This window comes from Thiothrix winogradskyi, assembly GCF_021650935.1.
Taxonomy (GTDB): Bacteria; Pseudomonadota; Gammaproteobacteria; order Thiotrichales; family Thiotrichaceae; genus Thiothrix; species Thiothrix winogradskyi.
On sequence record NZ_CP091244.1, the window covers coordinates 4,239,802 to 4,257,606 of the forward strand.

Below are 17,805 nucleotides of genomic sequence, written 5' to 3' on the forward strand. Positions count from 1 at the left end.
GCTCATAACCCTTTGAACAATAACGCCGCCGCCGCACTCAAGGCTTTCACTTGCACCACTGAACGGCTACCGCTGGCGGTATCTTTGCGAAACCCGACCCGTGCCATTACAAACCCGGCACGTTCCCAAAAGCGCAGCAATGCTGGGGTCATGGCGTAACTCACTCCCACGTAATCTGCCCCGCTGCGGGTGGCGAATCCTAACAGATGTTCCAGCAAGTGCGCACCTAGACCGTGATTTTGCCAATCGGGATGCACGGCTATACGCATCACCCGTTCGCAAATGAGTTCCGCTGCTCTAGGGATTTTCGCGTGAAAAGTGAGGGTTTGCGGCACGGGGTGTCCGTGGGGGCGGCGCGTTCCGGCGTGAATCGCAGCGGTCAGTTGCGCATCCAAACCGCCTTCGCGGGACAGCAGGGCGACTGCCACAATCACGCCGTGCTGTTCAAGGATGTGGATGGAAATGTCGGGTGCGTCCAACATCTGGCGCAAATCGGAGGGGCGGGTTTGGTAGTGGGCGGTGATCAGCAAGCCGAAGAGTTGGCGGAGTAAGGGTTCGTTGGCGGCGAGTTCGTCACGGTTTAATTGACGGTAAATTTGTTGGGTTTGATGTAGGGGCAATTCATGAATTGCCCCTACGGGGAACTCGACATCGACATCCAATAGCAATGCCCGATTGATGAAATGTTCCAATGGATCCTTTTCAGCCCAACGAATCGGCGTGTGCAAACGCACTGCCTGCCAACTCGGAACACGCACATCCAGTTCTTTTTGAAACCGTAAGGCAAACCCACGCCCGCTCCCCTCATACCCGTGCAAAGTGGTGGAAAACACGCAACGCGGATAATATTCCAGCATTTTCAACAACAGCGGCACAGGAATCGCTGCCGCCTCATCCACCAACAACACATCGCCTTGCGGCAAGGTTTGCAGCAAATCATCGGGAGCAAAAAACGACGGCGGCAATGCCGCGTGTTTGAATACCGTTGCCACCGTCGCCCGTGACGGCGCAGTTAACAGCACCCGCTTTCGCGCTGCTTGCAATTGACTTGCCGCCATGCCTAATGCTGCCGATTTACCGCGCCCGCGATCAGCAGTTAATACCACTGGGGCATTGGCTTGGAGAATAGTTGCAACCGCCACTGCCTGTAGGTCGGACTTCAGTCCGACTGTCGGGCTAAAGCCCGACCTACCATGCCAACCCGTTTTCAACATCCTCACCAAGCGCTGCAAAAACCGCCCACGCACGTCTTCCGGTTGATAAGGATAAGGAATAAACCGCCGATAATCGGGATCAGGAAAATCTGCCCACGCATCCAACGGTGGTATCAACAAAAACAGCGTACCGCCGCCACGCAACGTACCACTGACTGCCGCAAACGCATTCACATCAAAGCCGCTATGCGCATCAAACACCAGTGCATCACACTCTTGCCCCAACAGAGTATGCGCTTTTTTGATCGCACTCCCCGTCAGCCAAAACACCTCGCCTTCCGCAGGCAGCAGGCATTGCACCCGCTGCAAGCATTGCGTCTGGGAACCCTCGATCAGTTCCAGACGACGCGGCAGGTTATTTATACGGCATCCCGCCCGCTTTCGCCGGTACGGATACGGATAGCCTGTTCCACTGGCAGCACGAAAATCTTGCCGTCGCCAATCTTGCCGGTGTGTGCCGCTTTTTGAATCGCCTCAATCGCCCTGTCCACGTCCTCTTCCTTGACCACGATTTCCAGCTTCACTTTGGGCAGAAAATCCACCACGTATTCCGCACCACGGTACAACTCGGTGTGACCTTTTTGCCGCCCAAAACCTTTCACTTCACTGGCCGTCATCCCAGTGACACCAACTTCGGTTAGGGCTTCGCGCACATCGTCCAGTTTGAACGGTTTAATAATCGCCTGAATCAGCTTCATGCTCACTCCTTTGGGGGGTTAAAAGGTAAATTTTTACGCCAAGCAGAGGTAATGGGGTAACGCCAATCCTTACCAAAACCGCGCCCGCTAATGCGCACGCCCGGTGCTGCTTGCCGCCGTTTGTATTCGCTCAATAGTACCAGATTCACCACGCGGCGCACGGTTGCCGCATCGAATCCACTGGCAATAATATCCTCAAGCACTTCATCACCCTCGATGAAACGCCGCAAAATTGCATCCAGCACCTCATACGGTGGCAACGAATCCTGATCCACTTGCCCCGGTGCAAGCTCAGCAGAAGGTGGGCGCTCAATCACCCGCTGCGGAATCGCCTGCCCCAAGGTATTCCGGTATTCCGCCAATGCATACACCTGCATTTTGTACACATCTTTCAGCGGTGAAAACGCCCCCGCCATATCGCCATACAAGGTGGCATAACCGACCGCGCTCTCGCTCTTATTGCTGGTAGACAGCAACAAACTGCCCAACTTATTCGATAGCGACATTAGCAATACCCCGCGAATCCGCGCCTGCAAATTCTGCTCAGTCACATCCACCGGGCGATCACCAAATTCCGGCGCTAACGAAGCCGTGAAACTGTCGTAAATCGACGCAATCGGTATATTGCGGTAACGCACTCCCAGCCAGGCCGCTTGCTGTTGCGCATCCTCCAAACTCATGCCAGAGGTATAATGGAACGGCATCATCACCGCCTCAACATTTTCCGCCCCCAATGCATCCACCGCTAACGCCAACACCAAGGCGGAATCAATCCCACCCGACAAGCCCAGCAATACGCTGGAAAAACCGTTTTTGTGGACGTAATCGCGGATACCTGTCGTCAGTGCTTTGTAGATAAGCGGGGGAAACCCCTCCCCAACCCTCCCCTTATCAGGGAAGGGAGCAAGAGATGGTAAGTCATCTTCCTCCTCCCCTGACAAGGGGAGGCTGGGAGGGGTTTCTTTCTTCAAATCCCAATCCCGAACAAACACCCCTGCCGCAAACGCCTCTGCCCGAAACACGATATTCCCCGCCGCATCCAGCAGCATCGAATCGCCATCGAACACCAGCTCATCTTGCCCACCGACCAGATTCACATACGCCAGCGGACATTGATTATTAGCCGCCTGCCGTTGCAGCAATGCCGCCCGTTGCGCCTGCTTGTCGTAACTAAACGGCGACGCATTCAATACACACAGCACCTCCGCACCGGCTGCCACCGCCGCTTGAGCAGGCGCATCCTCCCAAATATCCTCGCAAATCAGGATACCGACCTTAACGCCCGCCACGTCCACCACTAAGGATTGCGCACCCGGCGTAAAATAGCGTTTTTCATCAAACACGCGGTAATTGGGCAAACATTGCTTGCTGTATTCCGCCACCATCTGCCCATCGCGCAACACGCACGCCATATTGTGCAATGCTGTACCACGACGTAACGGCACACCCACAATCACAGTGATGCCAGCCGTTTCTGCCGCCAAGGTTTCCACGCCTGCCTGCATTTGCGTCAAAAAGTCGGGGCGAAACAGCAAATCTTCCGGCGGATACCCCGCCAAGACCAGTTCTGGAAAGACAATCAAGTCAGCCTGCTGCTCCCGCGCTTGACGGATAGCGGCTTGTACTTGACCGAGATTATTTTGCACATCCCCCACACACACATTCAATTGGGCTAAAGCGATGCGTAATGTCTGATTTTTCTTTTGCACAGTGTCATAAAACGTTAAGGTAGTTAAGTCAAAGACTATACCTGAAAAGGCTGTAACACATCATGTCCCGCATTATTTTTATCCTTGTTTTGCTGGTAGTCGGTTTCCTTCTGTTAAAATCTTGGCAACGTAGGCAAAGCCTGAAACAAAAACACCAACAATCGTCCGGGAAAATCACAACAAACACCCGCATGGTACGCTGCGAACATTGCGGCCTGCATGTCCCGGCACCTGAAGCGATTTCCCAGGGGGGGAAACACTTTTGCAGTCTGGAACACGCGCAACAACACTTGACGAAAAGCTAATCCCGGTCTTTTTACACGAAGACCCGTGGAATTTATTACGCCTCTACCATGTCTACCGCTTCACGCTGGCGGGCGCATTACTGGTATCGTTGGTGTTGGACTACAGCAATGTCAAACTGGGGAATCACGACCCCAACCTATTTGTCTGGCTCACGGGGGCATACCTATTAGTAGCGGTTGTTAGCAATCTCGCCTCGTATTTCCAATGGCCGGATTTGCCCGTGCAAACCGTGTCGTTTGTTATCCTCGACATTGCCATCCTGCTAGGCTTGCTGTATTCCAGCGGTGGGATTAGCGCGGGTTTCGGTATCTTATTGCTGATCCCAGTCTTAATTCCTCACCTCGGCAACCCCGGTCATGTCTCGCTGCTATTGGCAACAGTGACGGGGATATTGTTGGTAGCCATGCAAATTTGGCTGCAAAGCAAAGGGGAATCCGACAGCGGCGGTGTGATGCACAGCGGCTTGATTGCCTTGTTCATTCTGTTGATCAGCCTCGCCAGCAATCGCTGGATTCGCAAAGCCAGCGCGGTTGCCTCCTTAGCCCAACGGCGCGGCGTTGATCTTGCCAACCTCTCACAACTCAACCAGTCGATTCTCGACAAACTCGAATCCGGCATTGTGGTGGTGGAAGGTTCCGGCGCAATCCGCCACATGAATGAATCCGCGTGGGACATGCTAGGGCAACCCGGCAACTGGCGCAGCAAACCCTTGCAACAATTCGCCCCCGAACTCGATCATCACTTGCAACATTGGCTGCACACGATTTGCCCGCGTATTGCCAGCTTTGACGTGCGCCACCAAAACACCACCGAAATGCGGGCGCGTTTTTCCCAGTTAGGGAATCAATCGCGCCGCGCCACCATGATCAATCTGGAAGACACCACCGAACAACGCGAAAAATTGCAAAGTGCCAAACTCGCCTCCCTCGGTCAGCTCACTGCCAGCATTGCCCACGAAATCCGCAACCCCTTAGGCGCGATCAGCCACGCCGCCCAACTCATGGGCGAATCCCAAAATTTTGACAAAGCCGACCTGCGCCTGCTGCAAATCATCCAATCCAATGCCCGCCGCATGAATCTGACCATCGAAAGCGTGCTTAACCTTTCCCGCAAAAAAACGCCCAACCGTGAACGCTTGGCGCTCAAATTGTGGTTACACGAATTCCGCAAAGATTTCCTACTGCAAAACAAATTGCGTGACGATCAAATGAATCTGTTCATTGAACCGGCGGACACGGTGATTGAGTTCGACCCGGCGCATTTGCACCAAATCATCTGGAACTTGTGCAGCAACGCCTACAAATACGCCCACGACAACCCCAAGTATTTACAACTCGACATTCACGGCGGCAACCCGACCCATACCCGCGACATTATGCTCAATGTGATGGATAACGGGCGCGGCATGACCGAAGCGCAACGCCAACGCCTGTTTGAACCGTTTTTCACCACCAGCACCCAAGGCACAGGCTTGGGTTTATTCATGTCACGCGAACTGTGCTTGACCAATGGCGCAACCTTAGACTATGTTGCATTAGCGTCAGGTGGAAGCTGTTTCCGCTTGGTGTTTGCGCATCATCGCTAAAACCATAAGATAATTATAAATGACTGAACAAACCGTACTCATCATTGATGATGAACCTGACATTCGTGAACTGTTGGAAATCACCCTGTTACGCATGGGGCTGGATACCATCACCGCTGGCGACGTGGAGAGCGCTCTCAGCCAGATCGAAAAATACCGCCCGCACCTGTGCCTGACCGATATGAAACTACCCGACGGTAGCGGCATCGACATTGTGCGTTACCTGCAAAAAAATCACCCGCACATTCCTGTCGCGGTGATTACGGCGTTTGGCAGCATGGATACAGCAGTGGAAGCGCTCAAAGCGGGTGCTTACGATTTCGTGTCCAAACCCGTGGATTTGCCAAAACTGCGCGAGTTGATTCAAACCGCCCTGAAGCTTTCCGCTGGTAAAGGCAAACAGCCCGCGCAAACGGATGATGATAGCGACACCCACAGCAACAGTATTTTGGGCAATTCCCCGGCGATGCAGCAACTCAAAGCCACCATCCACAAACTGGCACGTAGCCAAGCGCCGGTTTACATCCACGGTGAATCGGGCAGCGGTAAGGAATTGGTGGCGCACCAGATTCACCAGCAAGGTTCGCGGGTCAAAGCGCCGTTTGTGCCGGTCAACTGCGGGGCGATTCCTGAAAATCTGATGGAAAGCGAATTCTTTGGGCACAAAAAAGGCAGCTTTACCGGCGCAATGGCGGATAAGCAGGGGCTGTTTCAAGCGGCGCACAAAGGCACGTTGTTTTTGGATGAGGTGGCTGATTTGCCGTTGACTATGCAGGTCAAATTGTTGCGGGCGATTCAGGAAGGCGCGGTTAAACCCGTGGGAGGCTTGGAAGAAATCCCGGTGGATGTGCGGATTCTGAGCGCGACCCACAAGAGTTTAGAACACGAGGTCGCGGCGGGGCATTTCCGGCAAGATTTGTATTACCGTTTGAATGTGATCAAGTTGAAAGTGCCACCGCTGCGCGAACGGCAGGAGGATATTTTGCTGTTGGCGGACTTTTTCTTGCAGAAAATTGCCGAGCGTTGGCAGATGCCACCGATTCGGTTGTCGCCTGCGGCGCGGCAAGAGTTGGGGGCGTATGGGTTTCCGGGGAATGTGCGCGAGCTGGAAAACGTGCTGGAGCGGGCGAGTACGTTGTGTGATAACAATACGATTCAGCCGGATGATTTGCAGTTGCCGGTGGCAGTTGTTACCCCTCACCCCAACCCCGCACCCAGCCGCTTTGGCGGCGTCCCTCTAAGTGGCGAGGGGCTTGAAGAGAAGAAGGTGATGAAGGGAGAAGCGGACATGTTACCAGCATGGAATCCCGTGGATGAGGAGGCGGAACGTGATTTGATTTTGCGGGCGTTGGAACAGACGCGCTGGAATCGGACGAAGGCAGCAGAAGTATTGGGGATGTCGTTCCGGCAGTTGCGTTACCGGATTCAGAAGTATGGGTTGGATGAGGGTTAATACCGTTTTTCACGTTAAAAATGGAAGTATGATGCCGTTTTTAACGCGAAAATCGTATTAAGGATAACTTTCTACCGTTTGTGTTGGCGAGTTGAAGTGCTGTTGGTATTGCGTTTGCCCGCCGCAGACACTATTCTTACGCTATAGCACATAGATCAAGGAAACGTAAAAATGTACACCGCGACACTTTCAAGTAAATACCAACTGTCGATACCCAAAGGCATTCGTGAGTTGCTCAACTTACAAGCGGGTCAACAATTTACTGTGCTGGCGAAAGGCAAAGTGATTGAATTGGTGCAAGTACGCTCGATCAAGGAAATGCGGGGGTTTCTCAAGGGCGTAAATACTGAGAACGTCCGTGATCGGCAGGATCGTTTTTAATGGCTTGCCTAGTCGATACCTGTGGTTGGATTGAGTGGCTGACCGAAGGGGCGTTAGTCGCCGAATTTGAGCCGTGGCTTGAGAATATTGAACAAGTTTATGTGCCAACGGTTATCCAGTTTGAGCTTTACAAATGGGTCAAGCGTGAGCGCGGCGAAAATCGGGCGTTAGAAGTTGCGGCGCTTACAGAGCAAGGGATTGTAGTGCCGCTACACACTGCCATTAGCTTACTGGCGGCAGATTTGGCGTTGGAGCATAAGCTGTCGTTTGCGGATGCTGTTATTTATGCCACCGCACGCTATGCGGATGTTGTGTTGGTCACTGCGGACGATCATTTTAAAGATTTGCCGCACGTCATCTACTTTGACAAGACCCAGAAGTTTGTACGTTCATGACGCTGCGTGTTCAGATACGCTATTATCAATGGCATCGGCACAGGAGATTCGCACATGGGTTATGCACTACGGCAAGACAATTACCTCACGCTTGAGGAATATTTGGAAGGTGAGCAATTTGCCATCGAGAAATCAGAATACGTTCGCGGCGAAGTTTACGCGATGGCGGGGGCTTCTGACCGGCATGTTAAAGTGACGTTGAATGCGGCTTTGCTGATTAAGCAACAACTGCGCGGCTCTGGGTGCAGCACGTACATTGCGGATATGAAGGTGCGTATTGCGGCAGATGATACCTTTTTCTACCCGGATGTGATGGTAACGTGCGAGCCTTCCGATCAGTTGGTGGAGCGGGATTATGCCAAACATCACCCCAAGCTGATTGTCGAGGTGCTTTCTCCTTCCACCGAGGATAAAGATCGGGGCAGTAAATTCATCAGCTACCGTAAACTGGACAGTTTGGAGGAATATTTGCTGATTGACCCCCGCACGTATTATGTGGAACTGTTCCGCCGCCAGAATGAGGATGAATGGGTACTAATGACGCGTAGCGGTGCAGAAGCAAGCTTGACCTTGAATAGCATTGGGTTGACGTGTTGTTTGGCGGATTTTTATGATGACGTGCGGTTTGATTAAGCTGCCTGCTGCATCGCCTCGCGGAGCAGTTGATTTAGCCGCGTTTGGTAGCCTGCGCCGCTGGATTGCAGCCATGCCAGAATGTCAGCATCAATGCGCACCGTGACTTGCTTCTTGATCGGACGGTAAAATTTACCAACCACGGCATTTTTCCAAGCATCATCACCCGCTTCGGGAATATCGCTGAAGTCGATTTCTTCATCTGGCATCGCTGCTAATATCCTCAACTCCTCTTCCTGCTTAGCGGTCAAAGCGGGTAAGTTGAAGGCATCTAATGAGAATTTAACAGTTTTGGTTTGCTTGTCCATAACGTTTCCTTTCTTTAGGTTCTGCCCTTCTCGCTGAAGTGCTTACGGATGTTTTTAGCCTCATCCCACTCAAAATCCATAAATATCTCACTTACAGAAAAGTAACTACGTTATAGCGCATCCCTTCCATGCTGTCACATTCCTCCTACCTGCCTGTCACATTTTGACAACCACCTCCGCAAAACCACCGATCATCCCAGAAAACCTACCGCTAACACCCAAATGGCAGTTGGCACGTCTCATGCATTACTCCTTGCGTCTGAGGACATTAACAAATCTCCCAACTAATCCTAACAATAAGGAATGATGAAAATGAGTATGAAAACAAAAATGAAAATGAGCATGAGAACAGCGCAATATAAAGCACAAGCTGGTTTCACGCTGATCGAATTAATGATCGTAGTCGCCATCATCGGCATTTTGGCTGCGATTGCACTGCCCGCTTACCAAGATTACACCATCCGCGCTCGTGTAACGGAAGGTATTGGCATGGTATCCCCTCTGAAGTTAGCTATGGCGACGGAAGTATCTTCTACCGCAGATCTAGTTATCACAGCAGATGATTGGAATAGCCAAGATAACTACAACGGTACTGCACCTACCAGTAAATACGTCGATGAAATTGCAGTTAACAACGCAACAGGTGTTGTTACCGTAACATTTAACCCTGCTTCTGTCGGCGTTGCAGCAACAGAAAATGAAATCACCATGACTCCTTCAGTTCGTACTCCAGGCGGTATCCAAACCTTAGAAGATGCCTTAGCTGCGGGTGCTTCCGGTCCATTAGATTGGGCATGTGCATCTGCAACCAACACCGCTGCTTCAGCACGTTCTCTCTCTGTTACTGCCCCAACCAATGGTTTGCTGGCCAAATATGCACCAGCAGAATGCCGTTAATAATCAGTTAGGCTATTAATAGTAAAAGGCAGCTTGATTAACAAGCTGCCTTTTTCAATAAAGGCTTGGGATTTGCATTATGAGAAACAGCCATCACAAAGGATTTAGCTTAATTGAACTAATGATTGTAGTCGCGATTATAGGGATTTTGGCAGCAGTTGCATTACCTGCTTATCAAGACTACACCATACGTTCACGAATCATGGAAGGGATTAGATTAGCAAATCCAGCCAAGGCGGCTGTCGCCAACCACGCCGCAAGTGTTGCGGATATAGCTGTCGCAGCCACCGATTGGAATAATCAAGAAAATAATAATGGTACAGTAGCAACTAGTAAATATGTTGAAAAGATACACATTGACAATCCCACTGGCACAATAACTATCACCTTCAACAGCAGCACAGTAGGTATAAATATCAATGAAAATGAATTAGTATTTGTACCCTCTGTACACTCAGATATTGGCATCCTTGATTTAGAAACTGCCATGATAAATGGCAAAAGTGGCTCATTTGACTGGGGTTGCTCATCAGCTACGAATACAACTGCAACATCACGTAATTTAAATATATCCACCCCTCTTAAGCCAATACAAGCTAAATATGTTCCGGCTGAATGTCGCTAACTTGAAAATTAGGCTCTTCGGGAATTCCCGTGGTGAGAATGGATCTCAAAGAGAAAATATTGTAAAATTCTATGTATAATCATCATGTTATCAGATTTTGGTGTTTATCGGTGATCGCCAAGTCTGACAGGCAATATTAAATAACATAATGATTTGAAAGAGATTTCATGAAAACGGTTTTTATGAGAGCCATTCTCACCACGGGAATTCCCGAAGAGCCGAAAATTACTGAGGTTTACTAAAATGATAAAAGAAAAATTGGCAGCCACATCAATCCACTTTACTATCAGTGCCTTTATATTATTCTCTTTTTTACTGATAGCTTTTTATATTTGGTATCCTACTCCATATGCAGAAATTAGCGGGTTAAATCATTTACTTTTAGTATTAATTGGCGTTGATTTAGTTCTTGGTCCTTTGCTGACCTTTATTATTTTTAAGAAAAACAAGCCAAGTTTAAAATTTGACTTAACATTTATTGCAACCATACAGTTAATAGCATTTATTTATGGTGCTCATGCTATTTATCAAGGACATCCTGTTTACATCTCTTATGCGGTAGATCGTTTTGAACTTATTCCCGCGAAGGATGCACTTCCTGAGAAAGCCCAACACGAAGAATTCAAAGTCTCGAAATTAGGTTTTCCTAAACTCGCCTATGCGAAACTACCAGAAGATCGTGAGGCTAGAAATGCGCTATTGTTTGAAGCAATATCGGGTCTGCCCGATTTAGAAAGACGACCAGAATACTATGAACCATTTGGAAACTTTGTAACTGCTGTGCTACAAAAAGGTTTAACACCACAACAACTCAGCAGTACACCGGAAAGCAATCAAAAACTGGAAGTATTTATCGCCAAACACGGTAAGACCGCCAACGATTACGCTTATCTACCACTGGTTGGTAAAGAGAAAGACGTGCTATGGGTATGGGATAAAGCCACCGAACAACCTGTTGGCACATTAGACATCGACCCGTGGCGTTTATCGAATGTCGCCACTAATGGCTAAAAAGCCAACCGCTCAGCGGGACAAGGCTAGAATGCCTATGTCCTGCTGCTAAAATCGCCCTATGCAAATCAAAGACATCACTAGCAAGCAACTCCTCAAACGCATGGCGACCTCGCCAATCTGCTGCTCAAGCACTAAAAATTGCGATCTGTACGCTTATACTGTTATCATCCAATCATAACCCAAGGACGACTCGCCATGCCCACACAGCAACACAATGAGGATAAAGGTTTAGAAACCTTACTCTTGCTGAATGGTGAGATATTTCCAATGAACAACGGCTAGATGAGTGAGGCATAAACATGACAAACAAAATTCTCAATATCGGCATTATGTCACGACTGGATTACACCCAACGTACTATCGCCATCGCCAAAGGTGACTATCAACCGCTACCCGATGAACCTAAAATATGGTTTGAATCTGTAAAATCCATGGCGCAAGTATTGAGCGATGAAAACCAAGCATTGCTGGATTTAATCATACGCCATCAACCCCAGTCCCTAAGCGAACTGGAACAGCTTTCACACCGCAAAAAACCCAACCTATCACGCACATTGAAAACCCTAGAACGTTACGGCGTGGTCGAGTTGCACAAGCAAGCCGGAAAGCTTGCCCCAACCGTCAAGGCAACCGATTTTCGTGTCCAGTTTGGTTTGCATCACGGTAACGCAGCTTAGTCACATTAACCCAACCGCTCAGCAGGACAAAGCTAGAATGCCCATGTCCTGCTGCTAAACTCAAGCGATGCAAACCAAAGACATCACCAGCAAGCAACTCCTCAAACGCATGGCAGCCGATCTCGCCAACCTGCTGCTCAAGCTCGACATTGACCCCGACAGCGTGGAACTGCTCGAAACCCAACACCAGCGTGTCGAAGAACGCCGCGCTGATCTCGTCGTCCGCGCCCAACGGCGAGGCGAAACCGAATCCGGCATCCTCCACATCGAAATTCAAAACAGCAACGATGCTGATATGCCCCTGCGAATGTTGCGCTATTACACTGACATCCGTTTCCAACACCGCAGCGGGGAGCTGCACCAATACCTCATCTACATCGGCAAACAAGATTTGCGCACCGCCGACGAATGGCTAGACAACAACCTCAGTTACCGCTACCACATTCTGGATATGCGCACCGTCGATTGCAGCCTGCTGCTGGCACAAGACACCCCGGATGCACTGGTCATGGCAATCCTCTGCGATTTCAAACAACGCCCCGTACAAGACGTGGTAAACTACATTGCTGGTCGCTTAAAATTCCTGTTAAATGAAGACGAACGCGGTTTCGGTGAATACTTCGCCATGCTCGAACGACTGGCGGAAAACCGTAATCTCCTCCCCAATATCAAAGAGGCAAAAGACATGCTGACACAAGTAGACGTTACCAAATTCGCCTCCTACCAATGGGGGCGCGAAGACGGCCTGAAAGAAGGCATTGAAAAAGGCAAGGAACAAGGCATTCTGATGGAACGTGTACGCCTAGCCCGCCAACTCATCGGCTTGCTGGATGACAAAACCATCGCCGAAAAAACCGGCTTGCCCGAAGAAGAAGTCAGTAAACTCAAGCTACACTGATCGTATGTCCCCATACATTCTGTAGAGCGAATTTCCTATGTTGCAAAAACTCCCCGTCGGCATCCAAACCTTTGAAGAAATCATCGGCAAAGACTATTTGTACATCGACAAAACCGAAGCCATCCACCGCCTGATTGCCAGCGGCAAATACTACTTCCTCTCACGTCCGCGCCGTTTCGGAAAATCGCTGACACTCTCCACCCTCAATGCCATTTTCAGCGGAAAACGTGACCTGTTCAAAGGCTTGTGGATTGAAAACCGATGGGATTGGGGAAAAACACATCCAGTCATCCACTTGCAACTCAGTAAGCTAGACTATCAAGGGGTTGGCTTGGAAATGGCGCTACAACAAGGTCTGCACGTTGTTGCCAGTCACTACCAACTGACCCTGCACAATACCACTGCTAAAAGCCTGTTTGCCGAGCTGCTTGAAAGTATAGCGAAGCAATACGGTACAGCCGTATTATTGATCGACGAATACGACAAGCCGTTGATTGACTACCTCGATGACATTCCACAAGTCAAAGCTAACCAACAGGTGATGAAAAGCTTTTACTCAGTGATCAAAGACAGCGACCCTTATCTGGAATTCCTGCTGATCACGGGTGTTTCTAAATTCAGTAAAGTGTCGATATTTTCCGACCTAAACAACCTTTATGACTTAACCCTAGACCACAAAGCTGTCACCCTCACAGGGTATACTCAAGCCGAGCTGGAACACTATTTCGTCCCCTATTTCCCAGCCGCCGAACAACGCCTAAAACTCAGCCGCGCAGAATTGCTGGCAATGCTACGCCGCTGGTACAACGGCTACTCGTGGGATACCGAAAACTTCGTCTACAACCCGTATTCCATCCTCAGTTTTTTCAGCGCCAATGCGTTTCGCAACTTCTGGTTTGAATCCGGTACGCCCACGTTCTTGCCCAAACTGATGCGCCGCGATGGGGTATACCAAGTCAATGAAATGGAAGTCGATGAACTCGCACTCGGCAACTACGACCTTGAACGCCTGCAACTCGCTCCCGTGCTATTCCAAACAGGGTATCTGACCCTAAAAAGCCGTGACGAATACGGTCTATACCACCTCGACTACCCCAATCGCGAAGTACAAGCCTCCATGTCCATGTACCTACTCGCAGAATGGGCGCACGAAGAACCAGCCAACACTACTCCACTGGTAGTAAAATTACACAAAAGCTTCCTGAACAATGACCTACCCACGGTCATTGACATCATTAAAAGCATCTTCAAGAAAATCCCCTCGCAAATTTTCATCAAAGAAGCCGAAGCCTATTACCACAGCCTGATTTACTTGGTATTTTTCTATCTGGGGCAATACACCGAAGCCGAAGTCAGCGACAATACCGGGCGCATTGATTGCGTCGTCAAAACCCCGACGCACATCTACATTATCGAATTCAAGCTCAATAAAAGTGCTAAAGCCGCACTCAAACAAATAAAAGACAAGGACTATGCAGGCGCATACCGCACCGATCCACGCCCAAAAATCCTGCTAGGCGTCAACTTCAGCAGCAAAGCCAAAACGGTCGATGACTGGATCACTGAAAATGCCTAATTCCAACTATGCTATCCTGTCCCCATGCACTCTGTAGAGCGGATTTCCTATGTTGCAAAAACTCCCCATCGGCATCCAAACCTTTGAAGAAATCATCGGCAAGGACTATTTATACATCGACAAAACCGAAGCCATCCACCGCCTGATTGCCAGCGGCAAATACTACTTCCTCTCACGTCCGCGCCGCTTCGGAAAATCACTGACACTCTCCACCCTCAACGCCATTTTCAGCGGAAAACGCGACCTGTTCAAAGGTTTGTGGATTGAAAACCAATGGGATTGGGATAACAAGCATCCGGTGGTACACCTGTCTTTTAGCAGTATTGGTTATCGAGAAATTGGCTTAGAACAAGCTATCCGCCAAGAACTGAACAAGATCGGGACAACAGGGGGCATAACATTTCCACAGCAAGCCAGCATCGCGTTGATGTTTCGCCAACTGTTGGAGCAGCTAGCACGACAACACGGCAAAAAAGTTGTCCTGCTCATCGACGAATACGACAAGCCGCTGATTGACTACCTCGATGACATCCCACAAGCCCGAACAAATCAACAGGTGATGAAAACCTTTTACTCGGTCATCAAAGACAGCGACCCCTATTTGGAATTTCTGCTCATCACCGGCGTATCCAAATTCAGCAAAGTCTCCGTCTTTTCCGACCTAAATAACCTCTATGACCTGACCTTAGACCACAAAGCCGCCACCTTGGTCGGCTACACCCAAACCGAATTAGAGCATTATTTCGCCCCCTACTTCCCCGCTGCCGAACAACGCCTGAAACTCAGCCGTGAAGAACTGCTGGAAAAACTACGCCGCTGGTACAACGGCTACTCATGGGATAACGAACACTTCGTCTACAACCCGTATTCCATCCTCAGTTTTTTCAGCGCCAATGCGTTTCGCAACTTCTGGTTTGAATCCGGCACACCGACATTCCTGATCAAGTTAATGCGACGCGACTGGCTCTATCAATTCGACAACCTCGAACTGAGCGAACGCGCCTTTTCCAGTTACGACATTGAATACCTAGAAACTTTGCCAATTCTGTTCCAAACCGGCTACCTGACGATCAAAGGCATCGACGAACACAACCTGTACCGCCTCGACTACCCTAACGCTGAAGTCAAAGAAGCCCTACTGGAATACATGATCAGCAACCTGCGGCATGAGCAAACCGCACTCGGCACACCCTTGGTTGTGCATTTGCACAAGGCATTCCAAGCCAATGACATTGAGCAAGTAATCGAGATCATCAACAGCATCTTCAAGAAAATCCCCTCGCAAATTTTCATCAAAGAAGCCGAAGCCTATTACCACAGCCTGATTTACTTGGTATTTTTCTATCTGGGGCAATACACCGAAGCCGAAGTCAGCGACAATACCGGGCGCATTGATTGTGTCGTCAAAACCCCGACGCACATCTACGTTATCGAATTCAAGCTCAATAAAAGCGCCAAGGCTGCACTCAAACAAATAAAAGACAAGGACTATGCAGGCGCGTACCAGACAGATCCACGTCCTAAAGTGCTGTTAGGCATAAACTTCAGCAGCAAAGCCAAAACGGTGGACGATTGGGTCATAGAAGTAGCAAACAGCAGCACCTAAAGAAATTCATGTTATAGACACTTTCAACGCGCTATCATCCCCAGTTATTAATGCTAATAACGATACAATAGCCACCCTATTATGACACCGCTGACTTCTTCCATCCCTTTACCGGGGTTAGCCAGACAATTAGTTGTGCAAGACTTGCTCGACAAAGAGTCGGCGACGCAAGCCGTGCAGAAAGCGCGTGCGGAAAAAGTCTCACTGGTGGACTGGATGGTTCGCTCCCGGATCGTATCCACCAAAGATGTCGCCTATGCCGCCAGCCTCGAATACGGCTTAAGCATGGTCGACCTCGATCAAATCAGCATTCCACCGCTGATTGCGGCACTGCTCAGCCCAGAGCAGATGCGCAAACTCAACCTGATTCCCCTGTATCAACGCGGCAAAAATCTCATGGTGGGCTTGGCTGACCCCACTTACTTGACCAATCTGGATGATGTCAAATTTGCCACCGGCTTAATCCCCGAACCCGTGTTTGTCGAGTTCGACAAACTGCAACGCTATATCAGCAGCGACGATGGTATAAGCGGACACGCTGCCCCAACCCACGGTGGTAAAGCTTCTCCCTCTGCCGCGCCAGTAGCCGCTGCCAAAGAAATTGCCTTAGATGTCCGCGACCTCAAAACCAAGGACGACGAAGACCCCGCCGTCATTGAATTCGTCGACAAGCTGTTAGCCCACGGCATTAAATCCAAAGCGTCGGATATTCACATTGAGATTTTTGAAAAAAATATGCGGATCCGCTACCGGATAGACGGCATTTTGCAAGTGGTTGCCAACCCGCCCAACGATTCCGCCCAACAATTGATTTCGCGCATCAAAGTCTTGGCACGCATGAATATTTCCGAACGCCGCGTCCCTCAAGACGGGCGTATCCGTTTTACGGTCAATGACAAACAAAAAATCGACTTCCGGGTGAATACCCTGCCCACCCTGTTCGGTGAGAAAGTGGTTATGCGGATACTCGACTCTTCCAACGCCGCATTGGGGGTAGAAAAGCTCGGTTTTGAACCCAAGCAACAACACGATTTCATGAAAGCGCTGGACAAACCCGATGGCATGATTCTGGTCACAGGCCCCACCGGTAGCGGTAAAACCGTCACGCTGTACACCGGTTTAGGCATCCTCAACACCCCAGAAAAAAACATTTCCACCGCCGAAGACCCCGCTGAAATCAATATGCCCGGCGTGAACCAAGTCAACGTCAATGCCAAAGTCGGGCTGACCTTTGCCGAAGCCTTGCGCTCTTTCTTGCGTCAAGACCCGGACATCATCATGGTGGGGGAAATCCGCGACCTTGAAACCGCTGAAATTGCCATCAAAGCGGCACAAACGGGACACTTAGTGTTATCCACCCTGCACACCAATAGCGCCCCGGAAACCCTGACCCGTTTAATGAACATGGGAGTACCGACATTTAATATCGCCTCTTCCATTCACTTAATTATTGCCCAACGTTTGGCGCGACGTTTATGTGAAAAGTGCAAGCAACCGTCCAGTGTTCCCCGGGAAGTGCTGCTGCAAATGGGCTTCCAACCTGACGAACTCAGTTCACTCAAACTCTATGAACCGGTCGGATGTTCGGAATGTTCACGCGGCTATAAAGGTCGAGTAGGTATTTACCAAGTCATGCCGATTTCTGCTGAAATGGGGCGCATGATCATGAATGGCAGCAACTCGCTGGAAATCGCCGAACAAGCCCTCAAAGAAGGCATTGCGGATTTGCGCCGTTCTGCGCTCAACAAAGTGCGGCAGGGCATCACCTCATTGGCAGAGCTGGAACGTGTCACCTCAGACTAAACCCGTAACGACCGGTTATCCCATGGG

Annotated in this window: 18 protein-coding genes; 14 read left to right on the forward strand and 4 right to left on the reverse strand. The window is 49.9% G+C overall.

The features are described 5' to 3' along the window. Nucleotides 1-2: 2 nt before the first annotated feature. Genes L2Y54_RS20955 through L2Y54_RS20965 form a run of 3 tightly spaced genes read right to left on the reverse strand, consistent with a single transcriptional unit; the run spans nt 3 to nt 3,621 of the window. On the reverse strand, nt 3-1,514 hold the full coding sequence (locus tag L2Y54_RS20955) for a tRNA(Met) cytidine acetyltransferase TmcA (protein ID WP_236502075.1): 1,512 nt from the start codon (nt 1,512-1,514) through the stop codon (nt 3-5). Nucleotides 1,515-1,573: 59 nt separating this feature from the next. Further along, complete coding sequence (locus tag L2Y54_RS20960) at nt 1,574-1,912, reverse strand: P-II family nitrogen regulator (RefSeq protein ID WP_236498824.1); 339 nt, start codon at nt 1,910-1,912, stop codon at nt 1,574-1,576. 2 nt (nt 1,913-1,914) lie between these two features. Continuing rightward, on the reverse strand, nt 1,915-3,621 hold the full coding sequence (locus L2Y54_RS20965) for an NAD+ synthase (protein WP_236498826.1): 1,707 nt from the start codon (nt 3,619-3,621) through the stop codon (nt 1,915-1,917). A gap of 62 nt (nt 3,622-3,683) precedes the next feature. Between L2Y54_RS20965 and L2Y54_RS21935 the strand changes: the two genes are divergently transcribed. From L2Y54_RS21935 to L2Y54_RS20990, 6 genes are all read left to right on the forward strand, one after another. Beyond that, nucleotides 3,684-3,926, forward strand: a complete 243-nt coding sequence (locus tag L2Y54_RS21935) for a PP0621 family protein (RefSeq protein WP_374048252.1) — start codon at nt 3,684-3,686, stop codon at nt 3,924-3,926. Next, on the forward strand, nt 3,884-5,512 hold the full coding sequence (locus L2Y54_RS20970) for a two-component system sensor histidine kinase NtrB (RefSeq protein ID WP_236498828.1): 1,629 nt from the start codon (nt 3,884-3,886) through the stop codon (nt 5,510-5,512). Before L2Y54_RS21935 ends, L2Y54_RS20970 begins: the two co-directional genes overlap by 43 nt. Before the next feature lie 19 nt (nt 5,513-5,531). Continuing rightward, nucleotides 5,532-6,965, forward strand: coding sequence for a sigma-54-dependent transcriptional regulator (locus L2Y54_RS20975; protein ID WP_236498829.1), 1,434 nt, complete (start codon nt 5,532-5,534; stop codon nt 6,963-6,965). A gap of 171 nt (nt 6,966-7,136) precedes the next feature. Then, nucleotides 7,137-7,346 carry an AbrB/MazE/SpoVT family DNA-binding domain-containing protein gene (locus L2Y54_RS20980; protein ID WP_236498831.1) on the forward strand — a complete coding sequence of 70 codons (210 nt, stop codon included), beginning with the start codon at nt 7,137-7,139 and terminating at the stop codon, nt 7,344-7,346. Next, nucleotides 7,346-7,741 (forward strand): type II toxin-antitoxin system VapC family toxin, encoded by a 396-nt coding sequence (locus L2Y54_RS20985; protein WP_236498832.1) that lies wholly within the window; start codon nt 7,346-7,348, stop codon nt 7,739-7,741. The genes L2Y54_RS20980 and L2Y54_RS20985 overlap by 1 nt, the downstream gene beginning before the upstream one ends. Nucleotides 7,742-7,795: 54 nt before the next feature. Further along, nucleotides 7,796-8,374: a Uma2 family endonuclease gene (locus L2Y54_RS20990; RefSeq protein ID WP_236498834.1), complete on the forward strand. Its 579-nt coding sequence runs from the start codon at nt 7,796-7,798 to the stop codon at nt 8,372-8,374. Here the strand turns inward: L2Y54_RS20990 and L2Y54_RS20995 are convergent. Next, nucleotides 8,371-8,682 (reverse strand): BrnA antitoxin family protein, encoded by a 312-nt coding sequence (locus tag L2Y54_RS20995; protein ID WP_236498836.1) that lies wholly within the window; start codon nt 8,680-8,682, stop codon nt 8,371-8,373. The genes L2Y54_RS20990 and L2Y54_RS20995 overlap by 4 nt on opposite strands. Nucleotides 8,683-9,024: 342 nt before the next feature. On the opposite strand from L2Y54_RS20995, the gene L2Y54_RS21005 reads away from it, so the two are divergent. The 8 genes from L2Y54_RS21005 to pilB all read left to right on the forward strand — a co-directional run bounded on the left by L2Y54_RS21005 (nt 9,025) and on the right by pilB (nt 17,778). Further along, nucleotides 9,025-9,579 carry a pilin gene (locus tag L2Y54_RS21005; RefSeq protein ID WP_414718481.1) on the forward strand — a complete coding sequence of 185 codons (555 nt, stop codon included), beginning with the start codon at nt 9,025-9,027 and terminating at the stop codon, nt 9,577-9,579. Nucleotides 9,580-9,658: 79 nt separating this feature from the next. Next, complete coding sequence (locus L2Y54_RS21015) at nt 9,659-10,204, forward strand: pilin (RefSeq protein ID WP_311196213.1); 546 nt, start codon at nt 9,659-9,661, stop codon at nt 10,202-10,204. A 243-nt stretch (nt 10,205-10,447) separates the two neighbouring features. Next, a complete protein-coding gene (gene tfpZ, locus L2Y54_RS21020; RefSeq protein WP_236498838.1) occupies nt 10,448-11,215 on the forward strand; it encodes a TfpX/TfpZ family type IV pilin accessory protein in 768 nt (255 codons plus the stop codon). A gap of 302 nt (nt 11,216-11,517) precedes the next feature. Continuing rightward, the gene (locus L2Y54_RS21025) at nt 11,518-11,895 is read left to right on the forward strand and encodes an HVO_A0114 family putative DNA-binding protein (protein ID WP_236498840.1); all 378 of its coding nucleotides are present in this window, start codon (nt 11,518-11,520) and stop codon (nt 11,893-11,895) included. A 67-nt stretch (nt 11,896-11,962) separates the two neighbouring features. Further along, the gene (locus L2Y54_RS21030; protein WP_236498842.1) at nt 11,963-12,793 is read left to right on the forward strand and encodes an RpnC/YadD family protein; all 831 of its coding nucleotides are present in this window, start codon (nt 11,963-11,965) and stop codon (nt 12,791-12,793) included. A gap of 37 nt (nt 12,794-12,830) precedes the next feature. Further along, entirely contained in the window at nt 12,831-14,369 is a 1,539-nt protein-coding gene (locus L2Y54_RS21035) for an ATP-binding protein (RefSeq protein WP_236498843.1), read from the forward strand. Nucleotides 14,370-14,418: 49 nt separating this feature from the next. Beyond that, complete coding sequence (locus tag L2Y54_RS21040) at nt 14,419-15,975, forward strand: ATP-binding protein (protein WP_236498844.1); 1,557 nt, start codon at nt 14,419-14,421, stop codon at nt 15,973-15,975. 81 nt (nt 15,976-16,056) lie between these two features. Next, nucleotides 16,057-17,778, forward strand: a complete 1,722-nt coding sequence (gene pilB, locus L2Y54_RS21045; RefSeq protein WP_236498846.1) for a type IV-A pilus assembly ATPase PilB — start codon at nt 16,057-16,059, stop codon at nt 17,776-17,778. The last annotated feature ends 27 nt before the right edge of the window (nt 17,779-17,805 follow it).

Coding starts and splice junctions, on each gene's coding strand:
- L2Y54_RS20960 (WP_236498824.1), bottom strand. CDS start 1,912: ATGAAGCTGATTCAGGCGATTATTAAACCGTTCAAACTGGACGATGTG.
- L2Y54_RS21935 (WP_374048252.1), top strand. CDS start 3,684: ATGTCCCGCATTATTTTTATCCTTGTTTTGCTGGTAGTCGGTTTCCTT.
- L2Y54_RS20975 (WP_236498829.1), top strand. CDS start 5,532: ATGACTGAACAAACCGTACTCATCATTGATGATGAACCTGACATTCGT.
- L2Y54_RS20980 (WP_236498831.1), top strand. CDS start 7,137: ATGTACACCGCGACACTTTCAAGTAAATACCAACTGTCGATACCCAAA.
- L2Y54_RS20985 (WP_236498832.1), top strand. CDS start 7,346: ATGGCTTGCCTAGTCGATACCTGTGGTTGGATTGAGTGGCTGACCGAA.
- L2Y54_RS20990 (WP_236498834.1), top strand. CDS start 7,796: ATGGGTTATGCACTACGGCAAGACAATTACCTCACGCTTGAGGAATAT.
- L2Y54_RS20995 (WP_236498836.1), bottom strand. CDS start 8,682: ATGGACAAGCAAACCAAAACTGTTAAATTCTCATTAGATGCCTTCAAC.
- L2Y54_RS21005 (WP_414718481.1), top strand. CDS start 9,025: ATGAGAACAGCGCAATATAAAGCACAAGCTGGTTTCACGCTGATCGAA.
- L2Y54_RS21015 (WP_311196213.1), top strand. CDS start 9,659: ATGAGAAACAGCCATCACAAAGGATTTAGCTTAATTGAACTAATGATT.
- tfpZ (WP_236498838.1), top strand. CDS start 10,448: ATGATAAAAGAAAAATTGGCAGCCACATCAATCCACTTTACTATCAGT.
- L2Y54_RS21025 (WP_236498840.1), top strand. CDS start 11,518: ATGACAAACAAAATTCTCAATATCGGCATTATGTCACGACTGGATTAC.
- L2Y54_RS21030 (WP_236498842.1), top strand. CDS start 11,963: ATGCAAACCAAAGACATCACCAGCAAGCAACTCCTCAAACGCATGGCA.
- L2Y54_RS21035 (WP_236498843.1), top strand. CDS start 12,831: ATGTTGCAAAAACTCCCCGTCGGCATCCAAACCTTTGAAGAAATCATC.
- L2Y54_RS21040 (WP_236498844.1), top strand. CDS start 14,419: ATGTTGCAAAAACTCCCCATCGGCATCCAAACCTTTGAAGAAATCATC.
- pilB (WP_236498846.1), top strand. CDS start 16,057: ATGACACCGCTGACTTCTTCCATCCCTTTACCGGGGTTAGCCAGACAA.